This window comes from Sulfitobacter sp. 1A13421 (assembly GCF_043557285.1).
Lineage (GTDB): Bacteria > Pseudomonadota > Alphaproteobacteria > Rhodobacterales > Rhodobacteraceae > Sulfitobacter > Sulfitobacter faviae.
The window spans coordinates 192,197-209,185 of sequence record NZ_JBIFFQ010000002.1; the positions used below are offsets into that span (position 1 = coordinate 192,197).

Consider the following 16,989-nt stretch of genomic DNA (forward strand, 5'->3'; position numbering starts at 1 on the left):
CGCCCGCAATCCCCTTCTGTATGAAAGGAGCCCCCCCTTGCCAGACGCCGAATTCCGCGCCAAAGTGAAAAAATGGAGGAAAATTTCACATGACCCGAGCGAAAAGACCCGGGGCGGAGGCCGTGGGGCCACGCTCTCTGGGGGCCGACCTACGGGCGATCCGCAAGGGGCGCAAACTGACTCTCACGGATCTGGCCGAGGCTTTGGGCCGGTCGGTCGGCTGGGTCAGTCAGATCGAACGCGACATCTCGACCCCCTCCATCGCCGACCTGCGTCGCATCGCCGAGGTCTTGGACGTGCCGATCTCGCTGCTTTTTGGCGAAGCGGCGGTAAGCCCCGAAGAACGCGGCTATGTCGTGCGGGCCGGGGCGCGGCGTGCCATGGGCAGTGCCGCCAACGGGCTGACGGAAGAACTGCTTTCGCCCGATCTGACCGACAGTTTCGAAGTGATCCATTCGACCTTTGCGGCCTATTCGGGGCTGGAAGCGCCGGTGAAGCGGGAGACGCAAGAGGTCGGCTTCGTCATCTCGGGCCGGTTGAACCTCACGATCGCGGAACGCCGCTTTACCGTCGGCCCCGGCGACAGCTTTCGCATTCGGGGCGAATATTACACTTGGGACAACCCCTACGACACGCCCGCCGTGGTGGTCTGGGTGATCTCTCCCCCGGTGTACTGAACCGGGTTTTCATCAGTTCGAACAATTACAAACTGTCCGGGGGCGTCTCTGGCCAGCCCTTTGGCGGTGCATGGCGATAGGAGGTAAATGTGGCTGATTTTCCGACAACGGCACGGGTGGTGATCATCGGGGGCGGGGTGGTTGGGGTCTCGACCCTATACCACCTTGCCCGCGCGGGGTGGACCGATTGCGTTCTGCTGGAAAAGAATGAACTCACCGCAGGCTCCACTTGGCATGCGGCGGGCAACTGTCCGAATTTCTCGAACTCTTGGGCGGTGATGAACATGCAGCGCTACGGGCTTGAGATGTACCGCGGTTTGGGTGAGACGGTCGGCTATCCGATCAATTATCATGTCACCGGGGCGCTGCGGCTCGCGCATAGCCGCGAGCGGATGCAGGAGTTTGAACATGTCGCCTCCATGGCCCGCGCGCAGGGGCTGGGGATGGAGATGTGCACCCCTGCCGAATTGAAAGAACACAACCCGTTCATAGAGCTACATGACCTTGCGGGCGGGTTGTGGGACCCCTTGGATGGGGACATCGACCCGGCACAACTGACCCAAGCCCTTGCCAAAGGCGCGCGGGAGGCAGGGGGGCAAATTCACCGCTTTACCCCCGCCAACGGCATAGATCGCGATGGGGGCGAATGGATCGTCCATACCGAAAAGGGCGATATCCGCTGCGAGAAGGTGGTCAACGCTGCCGGCTATTACGCGCAGCGGGTCGGCGAATGGTTCCGCCCCCATGGGGGCCGCCGCGTGCCTGCGGTGGTGATGAGCCATCAGTATTTCCTGACCGAAGAAATCCCCGAACTCGCCGCTTGGACCGCCGAGAAGGGCCATAAGATGCCAATGGTCCGCGATGTAGACAGTTCCTACTACCTGCGGCAGGACAAGAATGGGCTGAACCTCGGCCCCTATGAGCGCAACTGCAAGGCGCATTGGATCACCCCCGACGATCCGATGCCCGAGGATTTCAGCTTTCAGCTTTATCCCGACGATCTGGATCGGCTGGAATGGTATATCGAAGACGCCATGGCGCGGATGCCGCTGTTGGGCCAGAGCGGTGTGGGGCGGGTGATCAACGGGCCGATCCCCTATGCGCCCGATGGGCTGCCGATGCTGGGCCCGATGCCCGGCGTGCCAAACGCTTTCGAGGCGCATAGCTTTACCTTTGGCATCGCGCAGGGCGGCGGCGCGGGCAAGGTCATGGCCGAATGGATCACGCAAGGTGAAACGGAGTGGGACATGTGGGATGTCGACCCGCGCCGCTACACCGCCCATGCCGATCACGACTTTACCCTCGCCAAGGCACTTGAGACCTATGGCCATGAATATGCGATGCATTTCCCGCATTACGCATGGCCCGCCGGGCGCGACAAGAAGCTGTCGCCGCTGCACGACCGGCTGCGCGACGCGGGCGGTCAGATGGGGGCCTACAACGGGTGGGAGCGGGCGAATTATTTCGCCAAACCCGGTGATGACACCGCCGAGGCCGCGACCCAGACATGGGACAGGGATGGCCCGTGGGCGGCGCGGGTTCGTGAGGAGGTCGTGGCGGTGCGCGACGATGCGGGCGTGCTCGATCTGCCGGGGTTCTCGCGTTTCGCGCTTGGGGGGCCGGGGGCGGCGGAATGGCTGCGGGGGCGGATCGCAGGCGCGCTTCCCAAGGTCGGGCGGATGACGCTGGGCTATTTCCCCGACAGCCGGGGCCGGGTCCTGACCGAGATGTCGATCCTGCGCCATGCGGAGGATGACTTCACCCTGATCACCGCCGCTCCCGCGCAATGGCATGACTATGAATTGCTGCGCGATGCGCTGCCCCAAGACGGTTCGATCAGCCTGACGGATCGCACCGATGCAGTCTCGACCCTGATCCTATGCGGCCCGAAATCCCGCGCCCTGCTGGCATCGCTGGCGCCAGAGGCCGATCTGGCGCTGCCGTGGCTCAGCCATCAAGAGGCGTCGGTAGAGGGCAGGCCTGCGCTGCTCGCCCGGGTCTGTTTCGCGGGCGAGTTGGGCTGGGAGATCCACGCGGCCCCCGAAGACATGCCCGCGATATATGATGCGCTGATCGCGGGCGGGGCCACGCGCTTTGGGATGTTCGCGCTCAATTCCATGCGCCTGGAAAAGGGGTATCGAACGTGGAAGGGAGATCTCTCGCAGGAATATACGTTGTTAGAGGCCGGATTGGACCGTTTCCTGCGTCTTGATAAGCCACAGGATTTCCCCGGCAAAGCAGCGCTGATCGCAGAACAGGCGCGAGGGCCGCAGCGCCGCTTTGTGACGCTGGTGGTCGAAGGCAACCCGCAAGATGCGCCGCCGATGGCGACGCTGCGCCTGAACGGAGATGCAGTGGGTGAAGTGACCAGTGGCGGCTATGGCTACCGGGTCGATGCCTCTATCGCCCTCGGCGTCCTGCGGGCTGATGCTGCCGTGCCGGGTACCGAACTTACGGTCGAAATCTATGGCCAAAGCTACCGTGCCACGGTGCAGCCCGACGCCCCGCTTTGGGACAGCCAAAACACGCGCATCCGCGCGCAGGAGGTCTGAGATGGGACAGCTGCCTTCCAAAGCCCGCGCGGTGATCATCGGCGGTGGCGTGATCGGCTGTTCGGTCGCCTATCATCTGACGAAACTGGGCTGGACCGATGTGGTACTGCTGGAGCGCAAACAACTGACCTCCGGCACCACATGGCACGCGGCGGGGCTGATCGCGCAGCTGCGCGCGACGCAGAACATGACGCGGCTGGCGAAATACTCCCAAGAACTCTACTGCGCGTTGGAGGGGGAAACCGGGGTCGCCACCGGGTTCAAGCGGGTGGGCTCAATCACCGCCGCCCTGACGCCTGCGCGGCGCGAGGAGATCCTGCGGCAGGCCGCCATGGCCCGCGCCTTTGGCGTCGAGGTCGAAGAGATCACCCCCGAAGAGGTCCGCGCGAAATACCCCCATGTGCAGACCGATGGCATGACCGGCGCGGTCTATCTGCCGAAAGACGGGCAGGGCGATCCGGCCAATATCGCGCTGGCCTTGGCCAAGGGCGCTCGGGCGCGTGGCGCGGTGGTGGCCGAGCGGGTCAAGGCGACAGGGGTCACCCGCGCGGGGCGTCGGATCACCGCGGTGGACTGGGCCGGGGAGGATGGCAGCAGGGGCCGGATCGAGACCGAACATGTCATCAATTGCGCGGGCATGTGGGGGCGCGAGCTGGGCCGGATGCTGGGCAGCAACGTGCCGCTGCAAGCCTGTGAGCATTTCTATATCGTCACCGAGGCCGTGCCGGGCTTGCACGAGTTGCCGGTGCTGCGCATCCCTGATGAATACGCCTATTACAAAGAGGATGCGGGGAAGATCCTGCTCGGCGCCTTCGAACCCGTCGCCAAACCTTGGGCGCTGGACGGCATCCCCGAGAGTTTCGAGTTCGATCAATTGCCCGAGGATTTCGACCATTTCGAGCCGATTCTCGAGATGGCGGTCAAACGGCTGCCGCTGCTGGCGGAGGCGGGGATTCATACCTTTTTCAACGGTCCCGAAAGTTTCACCCCCGACGATGCCTATCACCTCGGTCAAGCGCCCGAGATGGACAATGTCTGGGTCGCCGCCGGGTTCAACTCCATCGGCATCCAATCGGCAGGCGGGGCGGGCATGGCGCTGGCGCAGTGGATGGAGGACGGGCAGAGGCCCTTTGATCTGGGCGATGTGGACATCGCGCGGATGCAGCCGTTTCAGGGCAACAAGACCTATCTGGCGGAACGGTCGACCGAAACGCTGGGGCTGCTCTATGCCGATCACTTCCCCTACCGCCAAAAGGCCACCGCGCGGGGCATCCGGCGCAGCCCGCTCCATGTGCATCTGCTGGAGCTTGGCGCGGTCATGGGCGAATTCGCAGGCTGGGAGCGGGCCAATTGGTTCGCCGATCCCGGGCAGCCGCGCGAATATCGCTATGGCTGGGGCCGGCAGAATTGGTTCGACAATCAAGCCGCCGAACATGCCGCCATCCGCGCGGGCGTGGGGCTTTACGATATGTCGTCTTTCGGCAAAATCCGCGTCGAGGGGCCAGAGGCCGAGGCTTTCATGAACCACGTCTGCGGCGCGCAGATGGCGGTGCCGGTGGGCAAGATCGTCTATACCCAGTTCCTCAACCCCCGCGGCGGGATCGAGGCGGATGTCACCGTGACCCGGCTGAGCGAGACGGCCTATCTAGTTGTCACCCCGGCAGCGACACGGCTTGCGGATGAGACATGGCTGCGCCGCCATGCAGGCGACCGGATGGTGGTGATCACCGATGTGACAGCGGGTGAGGCGGTGCTCGCGATTATGGGGCCGAAGGCGCGGGACGTGTTGCAGGCGGTCTCCCCCAATGACTTCTCGAATGAGACGCACCCCTTCGGCATGGCGCGCGAAATCGAGATCGGCATGGGCCTCGCCCGGGCGCATCGGGTGTCCTATGTGGGCGAGTTGGGCTGGGAGCTTTACGTCAGCGCCGAGATGGCAGGTCATGTTTTTGAGGCGCTGATGGAAGCGGGCGCGGCCTTCGGCCTGAAACTTTGCGGTCTGCATGCGATGGACAGTTGCCGGATCGAAAAGGGCTTTCGCCACTTCGGTCATGACATCACCTGCGAGGATCATGTGTTAGAGGCGGGCTTGGGCTTTGCGGTGAAGACCGACCAGCCCGACTTCATCGGCCGCGACGCGGTGCTGCGCAAAAAGGAAGAGGGGCTGAAGCTGCGGATGCTGCAATTCCGCCTGACGGACCCCGAGCCACTGCTCTACCACGCTGAACCGATCCTGCGGGAGGGGGCCATCGTGGGGTATCTCACCTCAGGCAATTATGGCCATCACTTAGGCGGTGCGATCGGGCTGGGCTATGTGCCCTGCGCGGGCGAAAGCTCCGCCGATCTGCTTGCCTCGACCTATGAGATCGACGTGGCGGGCCGCCGGATCAAGGCCGAGGCCAGTTTGAAACCGATGTATGACCCCAGCGGGGCGCGGACCAAAAGCTAGGCCGTCGCCTTACGAAAACGCGCCCTTCGCAGGCTTATCGCCCCGGCTTTGACATAGATCAAAGCGGCGGCTTGGGGCTCATGCGATCCGTCTCCCAAAGATGAAGGGATTCGGAATATGTTCGATACGCTCAAGTTGATCGTGCTTGCGCTTATAGTGTTCTTTGCAGCACTCGGGGCGGATTGGGCGCGCGATCCGGCTTATATGGTTCACGCCCTGCTGGTCATGTTGGTGGCCGCTGGGTTGTTTTTCTGGCAATTGCGCCGGATGCCTGTCGAGGACGCGGCGCCGGTCGCGCCTGCGGTCCCGCAGGGCTATATGGATGGCCCCATTCGCTATGGCGTTATCGCCACCGCCTTTTGGGGCGTGGTGGGGTTTCTGGTGGGCACCTTCATCGCCTTCCAACTGGCCTTTCCGGCGCTGAACATCGACTGGGCGCAGCCCTATGCCAACTTTGGCCGCCTGCGCCCGCTGCACACCAGCGCGGTGATCTTCGCCTTTGGCGGCAACGCCCTGATCGCCACGTCTTTCTACATCGTGCAGCGCACCTCTTCGGCGCGGCTCTGGGGTGGCAACGCGGCTTGGTTCGTCTTTTGGGGCTATCAGTTCTTCATCGTTCTGGCGGCCACGGGCTATCTGCTGGGGGCGACCCAGTCCAAAGAATATGCCGAGCCGGAATGGTACGTCGACATCTGGCTCACCATCGTCTGGCTGGTCTACCTCGCCGTCTTCTTCGGCACGATCCTGAAGCGGCGTGAGCGGCATATCTATGTCGCCAACTGGTTCTTTCTGGCCTTCATCATCACCGTGGCGATGCTGCATGTGGTCAATAACCTCGCCATCCCGGTCTCGATCTGGGGCTCTAAATCGGTGCAGGTCTTTGCGGGCGTGCAGGATGCGATGACGCAATGGTGGTACGGCCACAACGCGGTGGGCTTCTTCCTGACGGCGGGTTTCCTTGGCATGATGTATTACTTCGTGCCGAAACAGGCGGGCCGCCCGGTCTATAGCTACAAACTGTCGATCATCCACTTCTGGGCGCTGATCTTTCTGTATATTTGGGCCGGTCCGCACCACTTGCATTACACCGCTTTGCCCGATTGGGCGGCGACGCTTGGGATGGTGTTCTCGATCATCCTTTGGATGCCAAGCTGGGGCGGCATGATCAACGGGCTGATGACGCTCGAAGGCGCGTGGGACAAGATCCGCACCGATCCGATCATCCGCATGTTTGTCGCCTCGCTCGCCTTCTACGGCATGTCCACCTTCGAGGGGCCGATGATGTCGATCCGCGCGGTGAACAGCCTTAGCCACTACACCGACTGGACCATCGGACATGTGCATTCCGGCGCGCTTGGCTGGAACGGGCTGATCACCTTTGGCGCGCTCTACTTCCTGACCCCGCGGCTCTGGGGCCGGGCGCAGATGCACTCCATGGCGGCGATCAACCTGCACTTCTGGCTCGCGACCCTCGGGATCGTGCTCTACGCCGCGTCGATGTGGGTCTCGGGCATCATGGAGGGGCTGATGTGGCGTGAGGTCGATGCCAATGGCTTCCTCGTTAACAGCTTTGCCGACACCGTCGAAGCGAAATTCCTGATGTATGTGGTCCGTGGTCTGGGCGGGGTGCTCTACCTCGCGGGCGGTGCGGTGATGGTCTGGAACATGTGGATGACCATCCGCGCCCCGCAAGCCCGCCCCGTCACCGTCGCCCTGCCAGCGGAGTAAGATCAATGGCCAAGAACCCCCACAGCCCCAATTATGACCCCGCTGACGACCCCAAGGTGGTCACCGCCAGCGAAGGCTTGAAGAAGGGCAAAATTCCCAACGAACTGCCGCCCGAGACGGAGGCGATCACCTTTCACCAGCGGTTCGAGCGCAATGCGACGCTGCTGCTGATCGCCTCGCTCGGGGTGGTGAGCATCGGCGGGATCGTCGAAATCGCGCCGCTCTTTTGGTTGGAGAACACCATCGAAGAGGTCGAGGGCATGCGCCCCTATTCGCCGCTGGAACTGGCCGGGCGCGAGATCTATGTGCGCGAGGGCTGCTATGTCTGCCACAGCCAGATGATCCGCCCGATGCGCGATGAGACGGAGCGTTACGGCCACTACAGCCTCGCCGCCGAATCGATGTACGATCACCCGTTTCAATGGGGCTCCAAACGCACCGGTCCCGATCTGGCGCGGGTCGGCGGGCGCTATTCGGATGAGTGGCATGTCGATCACCTGATGGACCCGCAATCGGTGGTGCCGGAAAGCGTCATGCCGAAATACGCCTTTCTGATGGACGCCAAACTTGAGCCTGAGGATGTGACCGATCTGGTCGCCACCCACCGCACGGTCGGCGTGCCCTATAGCGATGAGATGATCGCGAATGTCCGTGGCGACTTCCGGGTGCAAGTCGACCCTTTCGGCGATTACGACGGGCTGCTGGAACGCTACCCCGGCGCGCAGGTGCGCAACTTCGACGGCCAGCCGGGGGTGAGCGAGATGGATGCCCTGATCGCCTATCTGCAAATGCTCGGAACGCTGGTCGATTTCTCGACCTTCGTGCCTGACGCCAGTCGCTGAGGAGGCCGCAATGGACACCTATTCTTTCCTGCGTGAACTGGCTGATAGCTGGGCGCTGTTGATCCTGACGCTGATCTTTCTGGGCGTCATTGCTTGGGCCTTTCGCCCCGGCTCGCGCGCCCTGCACGACGATGCCGCCGCCGTCCCGTTTCGCAACGACGACCCCGATCAAGCCCGCAATGACGGAGCCCGCACATGACCGATAAACGCAAGATCGACCCCGCCACCGGGACCGAGACCACAGGCCACAGTTGGGACGGGATCGAAGAGCTGAACACGCCGCTACCGCGTTGGTGGCTTTGGACCTTCTATGCCACCGTCGTCTGGGGCGTGATCTATACCATCCTTTATCCCGCCTGGCCGATGGTCTCTGGCGCGACGGCGGGGCTGCTCGGCTATTCCACCCGTGGCGAGGTCGCTGCCGAGATTGCGCGTGTGGACCTGTCGAATGCCGACTTGACCGAAAGCCTCGTCAACGTCGATCTGGGGGTGCTGAAGGACAACGAAGAGCTTCACCGTTTCGCGACACAGGCCGGGCGCTCGGTCTTTGCGGCCAATTGCTCGCAATGCCACGGCGCGGGGGCAGGGGGTGTGGTGGCCTCGGGCTATCCGAACCTTTTGGACGATGACTGGCTCTGGGGCGGCACGATGGAGGAGATCGCCTATACCGTGCGCCATGGCATCCGCAACGAGGATGACCCCGACGCGCGTTTCTCGGAGATGCCACCGTTTGACTGGATGGAGGAGGCCGATCTCGACGCCACCGTGCATTTCGTGCGCAGCCTTTCGGGGCTTGAGCATGACGCAGGCGCAGCGCAGGCGGGGGCAGAGGTCTTTGCCGACAACTGTAGTGCCTGCCATGGGGAGCGCGGCCTTGGTGACCGTGAGATGGGCGCGCCGAACCTTGCCGATGCGATCTGGCTGCGCGGCGGAAGCCATGAGGCGATCCTGCGGCAGCTCAAAGCGCCGCGCATGGGGGTGATGCCGCCGTGGCAGGCCCGTCTGGGCGAGGCCGAGGTGCGCGCCGTGACCGCCTATGTCCACGGTCTGGGCGGCGGCGAGGCTGCGGTCGATGCCGAGGGTGCCGCCGCCGATTAAACCGGTACGACAAATAATCTGCGGATTGATGCAGATCAAAGCGGCCTGCGCCCTAGGGGTGTAGGCCGCAAGACGTAACACCGGAGCCTACTGCCCATGTCCAACGCCGCCCCCCCGCTTTTCGCCGCCCGCGAGCCGATTTTCCCCCGCCGGGTCAGCGGATTCTTTCGTCGGTTGAAATGGGTGATCCTGATCCTCACGCTGGGGGTCTATTACATCACCCCCTGGATCCGCTGGGACCGGGGGCCGAACCTGCCGGATCAAGCGGTTCTGGTCGATCTCGCAAACCGGCGCTTCCATTTCTTCTGGATCGAGATTTGGCCGCATGAATTCTACTTCGTGGCCGGGCTGCTGATCATGGCGGGGCTGGGGCTGTTCCTGTTTACCTCTGCTTTGGGGCGGGTCTGGTGTGGCTATGCCTGCCCGCAAACCGTCTGGTCCGATCTTTTCATGACTGTGGAGCGCTGGATCGAAGGCGACCGCAACGCGCGCATCCGCCTGCACAACGCAGCTTGGAGCCTGCGCAAGGCGCGGCTGCGGGGGGCAAAATGGCTGGTCTGGCTGCTGATCGCGGTGGCGACGGGCGGGGCTTGGGTCTTTTACTTTGCCGATGCGCCCAGTCTGGCGCGCGACCTCGTGACCCTGCAGGCCGCCCCCGTGGCCTATGCCACCATCGCCGTGCTGACGGCCACGACCTTCATCTTTGGCGGTTTCATGCGCGAACAGGTCTGCATCTACATGTGCCCTTGGCCCCGTATCCAAGGCGCGATGATGGACCCCGGCACGCTGACCGTTGGCTACCGCAAATGGCGGGGCGAGCCGCGCGGCAAGGGCGGGGTAAAGCGCCAGAAAGCGGCGGCAGAGGCGATCGGCAGCGGTGATGCGGTGGCGCGCTATGGTGCGGCGCTCGACAAAAACTCTGCGGGCGACCGCCAGTCGCGGGACCGCGAGGTTTTGGGCGATTGCATTGATTGCAACGCCTGTGTGGCGGTCTGCCCGATGGGGATCGACATCCGCGAAGGCCAGCAGATGGAATGTATCACCTGCGCGCTCTGCATCGATGCCTGCGACGATGTGATGGCCAAGATTGGCCGACCGCGCGGGCTGATCGACTACCTCGCGCTGGATGATGAGCCGCCCACCGCGCCCAAGGAAAGCGCCGCCGTGGCGGGCCTTGCCGAGGCGCCCGCGGGCGATGTCGCCGGGGCCACTGCGCCGCCCTGGCAGCCCAAGCCGCTTTGGCAGCATGTCTTCCGCCCGCGCACCTTGATCTATACCGCCGCTTGGGCCGCCATCGGTGTGGCGCTTGTCGTGGCGCTCTTCATCCGGCCCGAGATCGACATGACCGTGGCGCCGGTGCGCAATCCGACCTTCGTCACCCTCTCGGACGGGTCGATCCGCAACGCCTATGACATCCGTCTGCGCAACAAACATGGGGAGGCACGGGATTTCCGGCTGTCTCTCGCCGGAGACCGTGGCTTGGACCTCAGCGTCGAGGGGGCTGCGGGTCCGGTGGTCTCCGTCCCCGCCGACACCACCCGCCTGCAACGGGTCTATGTCATCGCCCCGCCGCAGAGTGACGCCGCCACCGCGCCGCGCAGCGATCTGCGGTTCTGGGTCGAAGACGTCCGCTCGGGCGAGCGGGCCTTTGGTGACACGATTTTCAATGGAAAGGACAGCCAATGACCGCAGCGCAATTGCAACGACGGCGCCCCCTGACAGGCTGGCATGTGCTGGCGATCTTCGTGGGCGGGTTTTCGATCATCATCGCGGTGAACCTCGCGCTCGCTTTCAATGCGGTGCGCACCTTCCCGGGCAAGGAAACCGAATCGAGCTACGTCGCCTCGCAAAATTTCGACAGCGACCGCGCGGCGCAGGAAGCGCTCGGCTGGGCGGTGCAGACCGAGTTGACGGGAGAGGCGCTCCGCTTGGCGGTGCAGGATGCCAATGGCGTGGTGCAGCCCGAGATCATTGCGGCCACATTGGGCCGGGCGACCACCGTGGCGGATGACATGACGCCCGACTTCGTCTGGGATGGCCGCGCGTGGACCGCGCCGGTTACCGCAGGCCCCGGCAACTGGAACCTGCGGGTCGAGATGCGCGCCGCCGATGGCACGCTCTTTCGCCGCCGCATTCCTTTGCGGGTGACACGATGACCGTCGCCGCCTGTCCCGGCTGTGTCGCAGGCACCCCCTCGGCTGAGGCCGCGGCGCAGCGCATCGCGGAGAACGACAAGGCCATCCATCTCGCCCTGCCGCAGATCCGCTGCGCGGCCTGTATTGCGGGGGTCGAGGGGGTTTTGGCCCGCTTGCCCTCGGTCAAGGCCGCGCGGGTGAACCTTGGGGCCAAACGGGTGCGGATCGTGCTGAGCCCCGGCTATGACGCCAGCGCCGCGCTTCAGGCGTTGAACGACGCGGGCTTCGAGGCGCATGAGCTGGACGCGACCGCCCTGCGGCCTGCGGGGGATGACACGGGCCGCCGTCTGCTGGCCCGCGCCGCCGTGGCGGGCTTTGCCATGATGAACGTGATGGCAGTCTCCGTCGCGGTCTGGTCCGGGGCGGGCGATATCACGCGCGAGATGTTTCACTGGGTCTCTGCGGCCATCGCGCTGCCTGCCTTGGCCTTTTCGGCGGTGCCCTTCTTCGCCTCGGCATCGGTCGCCCTGCGGGCGGGCCGAATGAATATGGATGTGCCGATTGCGCTGGCGATCCTGCTGGCGGCGGCGACCTCGCTTTATGAGACTTTCGCCGCCACCGGGGCGCATACTTGGTTCGATGCGGCGCTCTCGCTGACCTTTTTCCTGCTGGTGGGCCGTTATCTTGAGCATCGCGCGCGGGCCACGGCACGTTCCGCCGCGGCGGAGTTAACGGCGCTGGAACTGCCCCGCGCGACGCGCCTGACCGCGACGGGGCGTGAGACGGTGGACGTGAGCGCCCTGATGCCCGAAGACCGCATCGCCCTCGCCGCTGGCGCGCGCGCGCCGGTGGATGGCATCGCCTTGGGCGCGGTGATGGTGGACCGCTCCGCCCTGACCGGAGAGGCCGACCCCGTCGCGGTGGCGGCGGGCGGGCCGATCTGCGCGGGCGAGGTAATCCTTGGCACGCCGCTGACCCTAAGGGTCACCCGCCGGGCCAAGGACAGCACCCTGCGCCGCCTCGCGGCTTTGGTCGAGGTCGCCGAGACCGGCAAGCACCGCTACAGCGGGATCGCCGACCGCGCGGCGCGGCTTTACGCGCCGGTGGTGCATGGGCTGGCGGCGCTGGCTTTTGTGGTCTGGTGGGCACTGACGGGGAACCTTTATCACGCGATTGCCGTTGCCACGGCGACGCTGATCATCACATGCCCCTGCGCGCTGGCGCTGGCCATTCCGGCGGTGACGGCAGCGATGACCGGGCGTTTGTTCCGCGCGGGCGTGTTGCTGAAATCCCCCACGGCCTTGGAGCGTTTGGCCGAGATCGACACGGTTCTGTTCGACAAGACCGGCACGTTGACCGAAGGCGCGGCGCGGCTGCCCGCACTTGATGCAGAGGCCGCATCGGTGGCGCTGGCTCTCGCGCAGGCCTCGGACCACCCGGCATCGCGCGCTCTGGCGTCGGCGCTGCATAGGCATATGCCTGCCAGCTTGCGTGATCTGCATGAAGTGCCGGGTGAGGGCGTCTGCGGCCAGTGGAACGGCGCACCGGTTTGGCTGGGCCGCGGCCAGGAGGGGCCGGAACTGCATCTGCCTGACCGCTGCATCCCATTGCCCATGAACGAAACACCCCGCGCCGGTGCGGCGGAAGTGGTCAACACTCTGCGGCGGCGGGGGATGGAGGTGGCGATGGTTACCGGCGATACCGCGCAGCGTGCAGAAGCGTTGGCCGAAACCCTCGGGATCGCCACGGTTCATGCCGCCGTTCGGCCTGAAGATAAGGCCGGTCTGGTCCGCGATATGGCCGCGCGGGGCAAGCGGGTGCTCATGGTGGGCGACGGGCTGAATGACACGGCGGCGCTTGCCGGGGCGCATGCCTCTCTCGCGCCTGCCACGGCGCTGGATGCCGCGCGGGTCGCCTCAGACGGGGTGATGCTGGGCGGTGATCTTTCGGCGGTCGCCGATACCCTGCGGCTGGCCCGCCGGGCGCGCAGCCGTATTCGCCAGAACCTCGGGCTGGCCGCCGCCTATAACGCGGTCGCGATCCCGGTGGCGGTCATGGGCTTCGCCACCCCGCTGATGGCGGCGGCGGTGATGTCTTCCTCGTCTATCCTCGTGGTTTTGAATGCGGTGCGCCGATGAATATCCTGATCGTTCTCATCCCCGTCTCGGTCTGTCTTGGCGCAGCGGGGCTTGCGGCCTGTCTCTGGACGCTGCGCAACGGGCAATACGATGACCTTGAAGGAGACGCGGCGCGGATTTTGCTGGAGAATGGCGCGCCTAGTGGGGACACCCAACAGCGCGATTCCGAAAAGGCGACCTAGAAACGCAAAACGCGGGCCGTGGCCCGCGCTTTCTTAGCTCAATGAAAGCCCGCCTTCAGTCGGCTGCCTGAGAGGCCGAGATCAGCGCGTCCATATCCTTGATCAGCACGGTCTGAGAGGTCTCGAGCGCGATGATATCTTGCTTGCGCAGACGGGTCAGGGTGCGGCTCACCGTCTCAATCGTCAGGCCAAGGAAATCCGCGATGTCGCTGCGGGTCATCGGCAGGGCGCAGGTGGTGTAATTGCCGATCGGCCTGCCCGTGCGCTCTGCCAGCGTGATGAGGAAGGAGGCAACCTTTTCCAGCGCGGATTTGCGGGCCAGCATCATGAAGTGATCCTGCATCGCCGAAATCTCACGCAGGGCAGCGTTCAACAGCCGCTTATGCGTCTCGTGATCCCCCTCGAAATCGTCGAGCGCATGGCGGCGGTGGGCAATCACCTCTGCCGTCTGGATCGCCTCGCAATCGCTGTGATGGAGCGCGCCATTGGGAAAGCCGATGATGTCGCCGGGCAGGCCAAAGGCGATGACCTGCCGCCGCCCGTTGTCGAGCACGCGGGTCAGGCGAAAGACGCCCGAGGTGATCTCATAGATATGGTTGGCGATATCGCCCTCGCGAAACAGATGGCTGCCGACCGCCTGCCGCTTGCGCGGCGATTGCGCGGCGGGGGTGCGAGAGCAAAGCTGCGCCTCGGGCACTTTGGTTGCGGGGGTGAACTCATTGGATAGCGTCACGTACATGCGATCGTCCTTTCTGCGGCGCGGTCACATTCTCAGGCGCATGTCGCAGAACGACCTTTGGTCTTGTATCCGTTTGTAACGCTTTGTCGCAGGGGATGGCGTGGCGGGTGGTGCTCGCTTGGGTTGCGGACTATACAAACGCAACTTTTGGGGTGATGGGCGTGACCGCGAAGAAGATCCTTGTTGTTGATGACGATGCCAAGATCCGGACGCTTCTAAGGCGCTGTCTTGAAAGCGACGGCTACCTTGTGACCGAGGCGCATGACGCGCAGAGCGTGCGCGCGGCCTTTGCAGCGGAGGCTTTCGATCTGGTGACTTTGGATCTGAACCTCGGCGCGGAGGACGGGCTGGACATCGCGCGCGACCTTCGCCGCGATCATGACGTGCCGATCTTCATGGTGACGGGCAAGGACGATGTGATCGACCGCGTTGTCGGGCTGGAGCTGGGCGCGGATGACTATCTCACCAAACCCTTCCATGTGCGTGAGGTCTTGGCCCGCGTGAAATCCGTCCTGCGGCGCAGCGGCAAGCGCGAAGCGGAGGCGCCCGCACCGCAAAATGCAGAGCCGTGGCTTGCGCTTGATGGGCTGAAGATCAACCTCGACCGGATGCTGCTGGTGGGCCGTGACGGGCAGGAGGGGGATCTGACCACGGCTGATTTCAAACTTCTGGCCGCCTTCGTGAACCACGCGAAAAAGCCCTTGTCGCGCGACCGGTTGATGGATCTGATTGACGGGCAGAATTGGGCACCCTTGGACCGCACCATCGACAACCAAGTGGCGCGGCTGCGTAAGAAGGTCGAGCGTGATCCGGCGCGTCCGCTATTGATCAAGACGGTGCGCGGGGTGGGCTATGTGCTGACCGAAAGCCCCACCGCCACCTCGGGTTAGTCTTGTAACAAGGCGCGAAACGCTTCGGCCAGATCCGCTTGCCTATAGGGTTTGCGCAAGAGGGCGAAGGCGTGGCTCTCTTCCTCGCCGCGCAGGACGTTTTCGGAAAAGCCCGAGGTGATCAATATCCGCAGATCGGGCATTTCCGCTGCGACCCGTTTGGCCAGCGCATGGCCCGACAACTCCCCCGGCATCACCAGATCGGTAAAGACCACGTCGATGTCGTCGCGGTCTTGCAGGATGTCCCAAGCCGCGTCGCCGGTGGTTGCCGTGACGCAGTCGAACCCCAGCGACTCCAGCCGTCGCTCCGACAGGCGCAGGACCATCGGGTCATCCTCGACCAGCAGCACGCGCAGGCCGGTGCCGATCCCGGCGTGCTGCTCTGGCGCGTCGCTGGAGGCCGCCCGCGTGCCGGTGCTGTCCACGAGGGCGGGGAAATAGAGGCTGATCGTCGTGCCCTTGCCCAATTCGCTGTAGATCGCGATATGCCCGCCGGATTGCTTGATGAAGCCGTAAACCATCGACAGGCCCAGCCCCGTGCCTTGGCCGACCGGTTTGGTCGAGAAAAACGGCTCCATCGCGCGGGTGCGGGTCTCGGCGGACATGCCTTCGCCTGTGTCCGCGATCGACAGGCGGATGTAGTTGCCCATGTCGATGCCGATTTCTTGTGCGACATAGGTGTCGTCGAGCTGCATGTTGCGGGTTTCCAGCGTGATTTTCCCGCCCGAAAGCATGGCATCTTGGGCATTGAGCGCGATGTTGAGCACGGCAGTCTGAAGCTGGGTGGCATCCACCTTGGCCTGCCAAAGGTCCTCGGCAAAACCCGTCTCGACCGCGATATGCGCGCCGATGGTGCGTTTGAGCATCGCCACGGCTTTTGAGACTTCGGCATTAAGGTCGATCTCCGCCGCGTTCAACGTGGTCTTGCGGGCAAAGACCATCAGCCGTGAGGTGAGGTCCGCGCCGATCTCTGCCGCCTCCAGCGCGTCCGAGATCAGCGCGCCGCTTTTGGCCGAGGTTTCCGACATTTCCAGCAGTTCCAGATTGCCAATCACGACCGTCAGAAGGTTGTTGAAATCATGCGCGATGCCGCCGGTCATCTGGCCGATGGCGTCCATCCGTTGCGAGCGGGCGCTGGCCTCCTCGGCGGCTTTTCGGCGCGACAGATCGTGCATGATGCCGACAAAGGCGACCTCGCCCGAGATATCGGCGCGGCCCACGGAAAGATGCAGCGGGAAGACACTGCCATCGGCGCGCAGCCCTTCCACGTCGCGGCCCACGCCGATGATGCGTTTCTCTCCGGTCTCGAGATGGTGGCGCAGGAAGCCGTCATGTTGAACGGCCATGTCTCCCGGCATCAGCATGCGCACGTTTTGCCCTACCAAATCCTCAACCGGATGGCCGAAAAGCATGGCCGCCGCCTTGTTCACCCGCAGGATATTGCCGGCGTGATCGGCCACCACCATGGCATCGACGGCGGCGTCCAGAAGGGCCAGCAGAACGGGGCTTTCGTCGTTGATCTTCATGCGAGGGTTCCGTCTGTAGGGGCTGCGGGGCAG

14 protein-coding genes are annotated in these 16,989 nt (G+C 64.3%); 12 read left to right on the top strand and 2 right to left on the bottom strand.

Going from position 1 to position 16,989, the window contains the following annotated elements; genetic code table 11:
* The first annotated feature begins 89 nt into the window (after positions 1–89).
* From ACGYLI_RS04675 to ccoS, 11 genes are all read left to right on the top strand, one after another.
* Entirely contained in the window at positions 90–677 is a 588-nt protein-coding gene (locus tag ACGYLI_RS04675; RefSeq protein WP_394417525.1) for a helix-turn-helix domain-containing protein, read from the top strand.
* An 89-nt stretch (positions 678–766) separates the two neighbouring features.
* A complete protein-coding gene (locus ACGYLI_RS04680; RefSeq protein WP_394417528.1) occupies positions 767–3,229 on the top strand; it encodes an FAD-dependent oxidoreductase in 2,463 nt (820 codons plus the stop codon).
* 1 nt (position 3,230) lies between these two features.
* On the top strand, positions 3,231–5,678 hold the full coding sequence (locus tag ACGYLI_RS04685) for an FAD-dependent oxidoreductase (protein WP_394417531.1): 2,448 nt from the start codon (positions 3,231–3,233) through the stop codon (positions 5,676–5,678).
* Between the two features lie 117 nt (positions 5,679–5,795).
* The gene (gene ccoN, locus ACGYLI_RS04690; RefSeq protein WP_394417534.1) at positions 5,796–7,406 is read left to right on the top strand and encodes a cytochrome-c oxidase, cbb3-type subunit I; all 1,611 of its coding nucleotides are present in this window, start codon (positions 5,796–5,798) and stop codon (positions 7,404–7,406) included.
* Positions 7,407–7,411: 5 nt separating this feature from the next.
* Positions 7,412–8,248, top strand: a complete 837-nt coding sequence (ccoO, locus tag ACGYLI_RS04695; protein WP_394407706.1) for a cytochrome-c oxidase, cbb3-type subunit II — start codon at positions 7,412–7,414, stop codon at positions 8,246–8,248.
* 10 nt (positions 8,249–8,258) lie between these two features.
* Positions 8,259–8,447, top strand: a complete 189-nt coding sequence (locus tag ACGYLI_RS04700; RefSeq protein WP_136720504.1) for a cbb3-type cytochrome c oxidase subunit 3 — start codon at positions 8,259–8,261, stop codon at positions 8,445–8,447.
* Complete coding sequence (gene ccoP / locus ACGYLI_RS04705) at positions 8,444–9,346, top strand: cytochrome-c oxidase, cbb3-type subunit III (RefSeq protein ID WP_394417537.1); 903 nt, start codon at positions 8,444–8,446, stop codon at positions 9,344–9,346. The genes ACGYLI_RS04700 and ccoP overlap by 4 nt, the downstream gene beginning before the upstream one ends.
* 96 nt (positions 9,347–9,442) lie before the next feature.
* Positions 9,443–11,032: a cytochrome c oxidase accessory protein CcoG gene (gene ccoG / locus ACGYLI_RS04710; RefSeq protein ID WP_394417540.1), complete on the top strand. Its 1,590-nt coding sequence runs from the start codon at positions 9,443–9,445 to the stop codon at positions 11,030–11,032.
* Positions 11,029–11,502: a FixH family protein gene (locus ACGYLI_RS04715; RefSeq protein ID WP_394417543.1), complete on the top strand. Its 474-nt coding sequence runs from the start codon at positions 11,029–11,031 to the stop codon at positions 11,500–11,502. Before ccoG ends, ACGYLI_RS04715 begins: the two co-directional genes overlap by 4 nt.
* Positions 11,499–13,619: a heavy metal translocating P-type ATPase gene (locus tag ACGYLI_RS04720; RefSeq protein ID WP_394417546.1), complete on the top strand. Its 2,121-nt coding sequence runs from the start codon at positions 11,499–11,501 to the stop codon at positions 13,617–13,619. The genes ACGYLI_RS04715 and ACGYLI_RS04720 overlap by 4 nt, the downstream gene beginning before the upstream one ends.
* The gene (gene ccoS, locus ACGYLI_RS04725) at positions 13,616–13,801 is read left to right on the top strand and encodes a cbb3-type cytochrome oxidase assembly protein CcoS (RefSeq protein WP_394417549.1); all 186 of its coding nucleotides are present in this window, start codon (positions 13,616–13,618) and stop codon (positions 13,799–13,801) included. The genes ACGYLI_RS04720 and ccoS overlap by 4 nt, the downstream gene beginning before the upstream one ends.
* A 55-nt stretch (positions 13,802–13,856) precedes the next feature.
* Here the strand turns inward: ccoS and ACGYLI_RS04730 are convergent, their stop codons facing one another.
* Positions 13,857–14,540: a helix-turn-helix domain-containing protein gene (locus ACGYLI_RS04730; RefSeq protein WP_394417551.1), complete on the bottom strand. Its 684-nt coding sequence runs from the start codon at positions 14,538–14,540 to the stop codon at positions 13,857–13,859.
* A gap of 155 nt (positions 14,541–14,695) precedes the next feature.
* On the opposite strand from ACGYLI_RS04730, the gene ACGYLI_RS04735 reads away from it, so the two are divergent.
* Positions 14,696–15,430, top strand: coding sequence for a response regulator (locus tag ACGYLI_RS04735; protein WP_394418288.1), 735 nt, complete (start codon positions 14,696–14,698; stop codon positions 15,428–15,430).
* Here the strand turns inward: ACGYLI_RS04735 and ACGYLI_RS04740 are convergent.
* Positions 15,427–16,956 (bottom strand): PAS domain S-box protein, encoded by a 1,530-nt coding sequence (locus ACGYLI_RS04740; RefSeq protein ID WP_394417553.1) that lies wholly within the window; start codon positions 16,954–16,956, stop codon positions 15,427–15,429. The genes ACGYLI_RS04735 and ACGYLI_RS04740 overlap by 4 nt on opposite strands.
* Between the last annotated feature and the right edge of the window lie 33 nt (positions 16,957–16,989).

Excerpts from the sequence above, each read along its gene's own strand:
- ACGYLI_RS04675 (WP_394417525.1), top strand. The coding sequence starts at position 90 with ATGACCCGAGCGAAAAGACCCGGGGCGGAGGCCGTGGGGCCACGCTCT.
- ACGYLI_RS04685 (WP_394417531.1), top strand. The coding sequence starts at position 3,231 with ATGGGACAGCTGCCTTCCAAAGCCCGCGCGGTGATCATCGGCGGTGGC.
- ccoN (WP_394417534.1), top strand. The coding sequence starts at position 5,796 with ATGTTCGATACGCTCAAGTTGATCGTGCTTGCGCTTATAGTGTTCTTT.
- ccoO (WP_394407706.1), top strand. The coding sequence starts at position 7,412 with ATGGCCAAGAACCCCCACAGCCCCAATTATGACCCCGCTGACGACCCC.
- ACGYLI_RS04700 (WP_136720504.1), top strand. The coding sequence starts at position 8,259 with ATGGACACCTATTCTTTCCTGCGTGAACTGGCTGATAGCTGGGCGCTG.
- ccoP (WP_394417537.1), top strand. The coding sequence starts at position 8,444 with ATGACCGATAAACGCAAGATCGACCCCGCCACCGGGACCGAGACCACA.
- ccoG (WP_394417540.1), top strand. The coding sequence starts at position 9,443 with ATGTCCAACGCCGCCCCCCCGCTTTTCGCCGCCCGCGAGCCGATTTTC.
- ACGYLI_RS04715 (WP_394417543.1), top strand. The coding sequence starts at position 11,029 with ATGACCGCAGCGCAATTGCAACGACGGCGCCCCCTGACAGGCTGGCAT.
- ACGYLI_RS04720 (WP_394417546.1), top strand. The coding sequence starts at position 11,499 with ATGACCGTCGCCGCCTGTCCCGGCTGTGTCGCAGGCACCCCCTCGGCT.
- ccoS (WP_394417549.1), top strand. The coding sequence starts at position 13,616 with ATGAATATCCTGATCGTTCTCATCCCCGTCTCGGTCTGTCTTGGCGCA.
- ACGYLI_RS04730 (WP_394417551.1), bottom strand. The coding sequence starts at position 14,540 with ATGTACGTGACGCTATCCAATGAGTTCACCCCCGCAACCAAAGTGCCC.
- ACGYLI_RS04735 (WP_394418288.1), top strand. The coding sequence starts at position 14,696 with ATGGGCGTGACCGCGAAGAAGATCCTTGTTGTTGATGACGATGCCAAG.
- ACGYLI_RS04740 (WP_394417553.1), bottom strand. The coding sequence starts at position 16,956 with ATGAAGATCAACGACGAAAGCCCCGTTCTGCTGGCCCTTCTGGACGCC.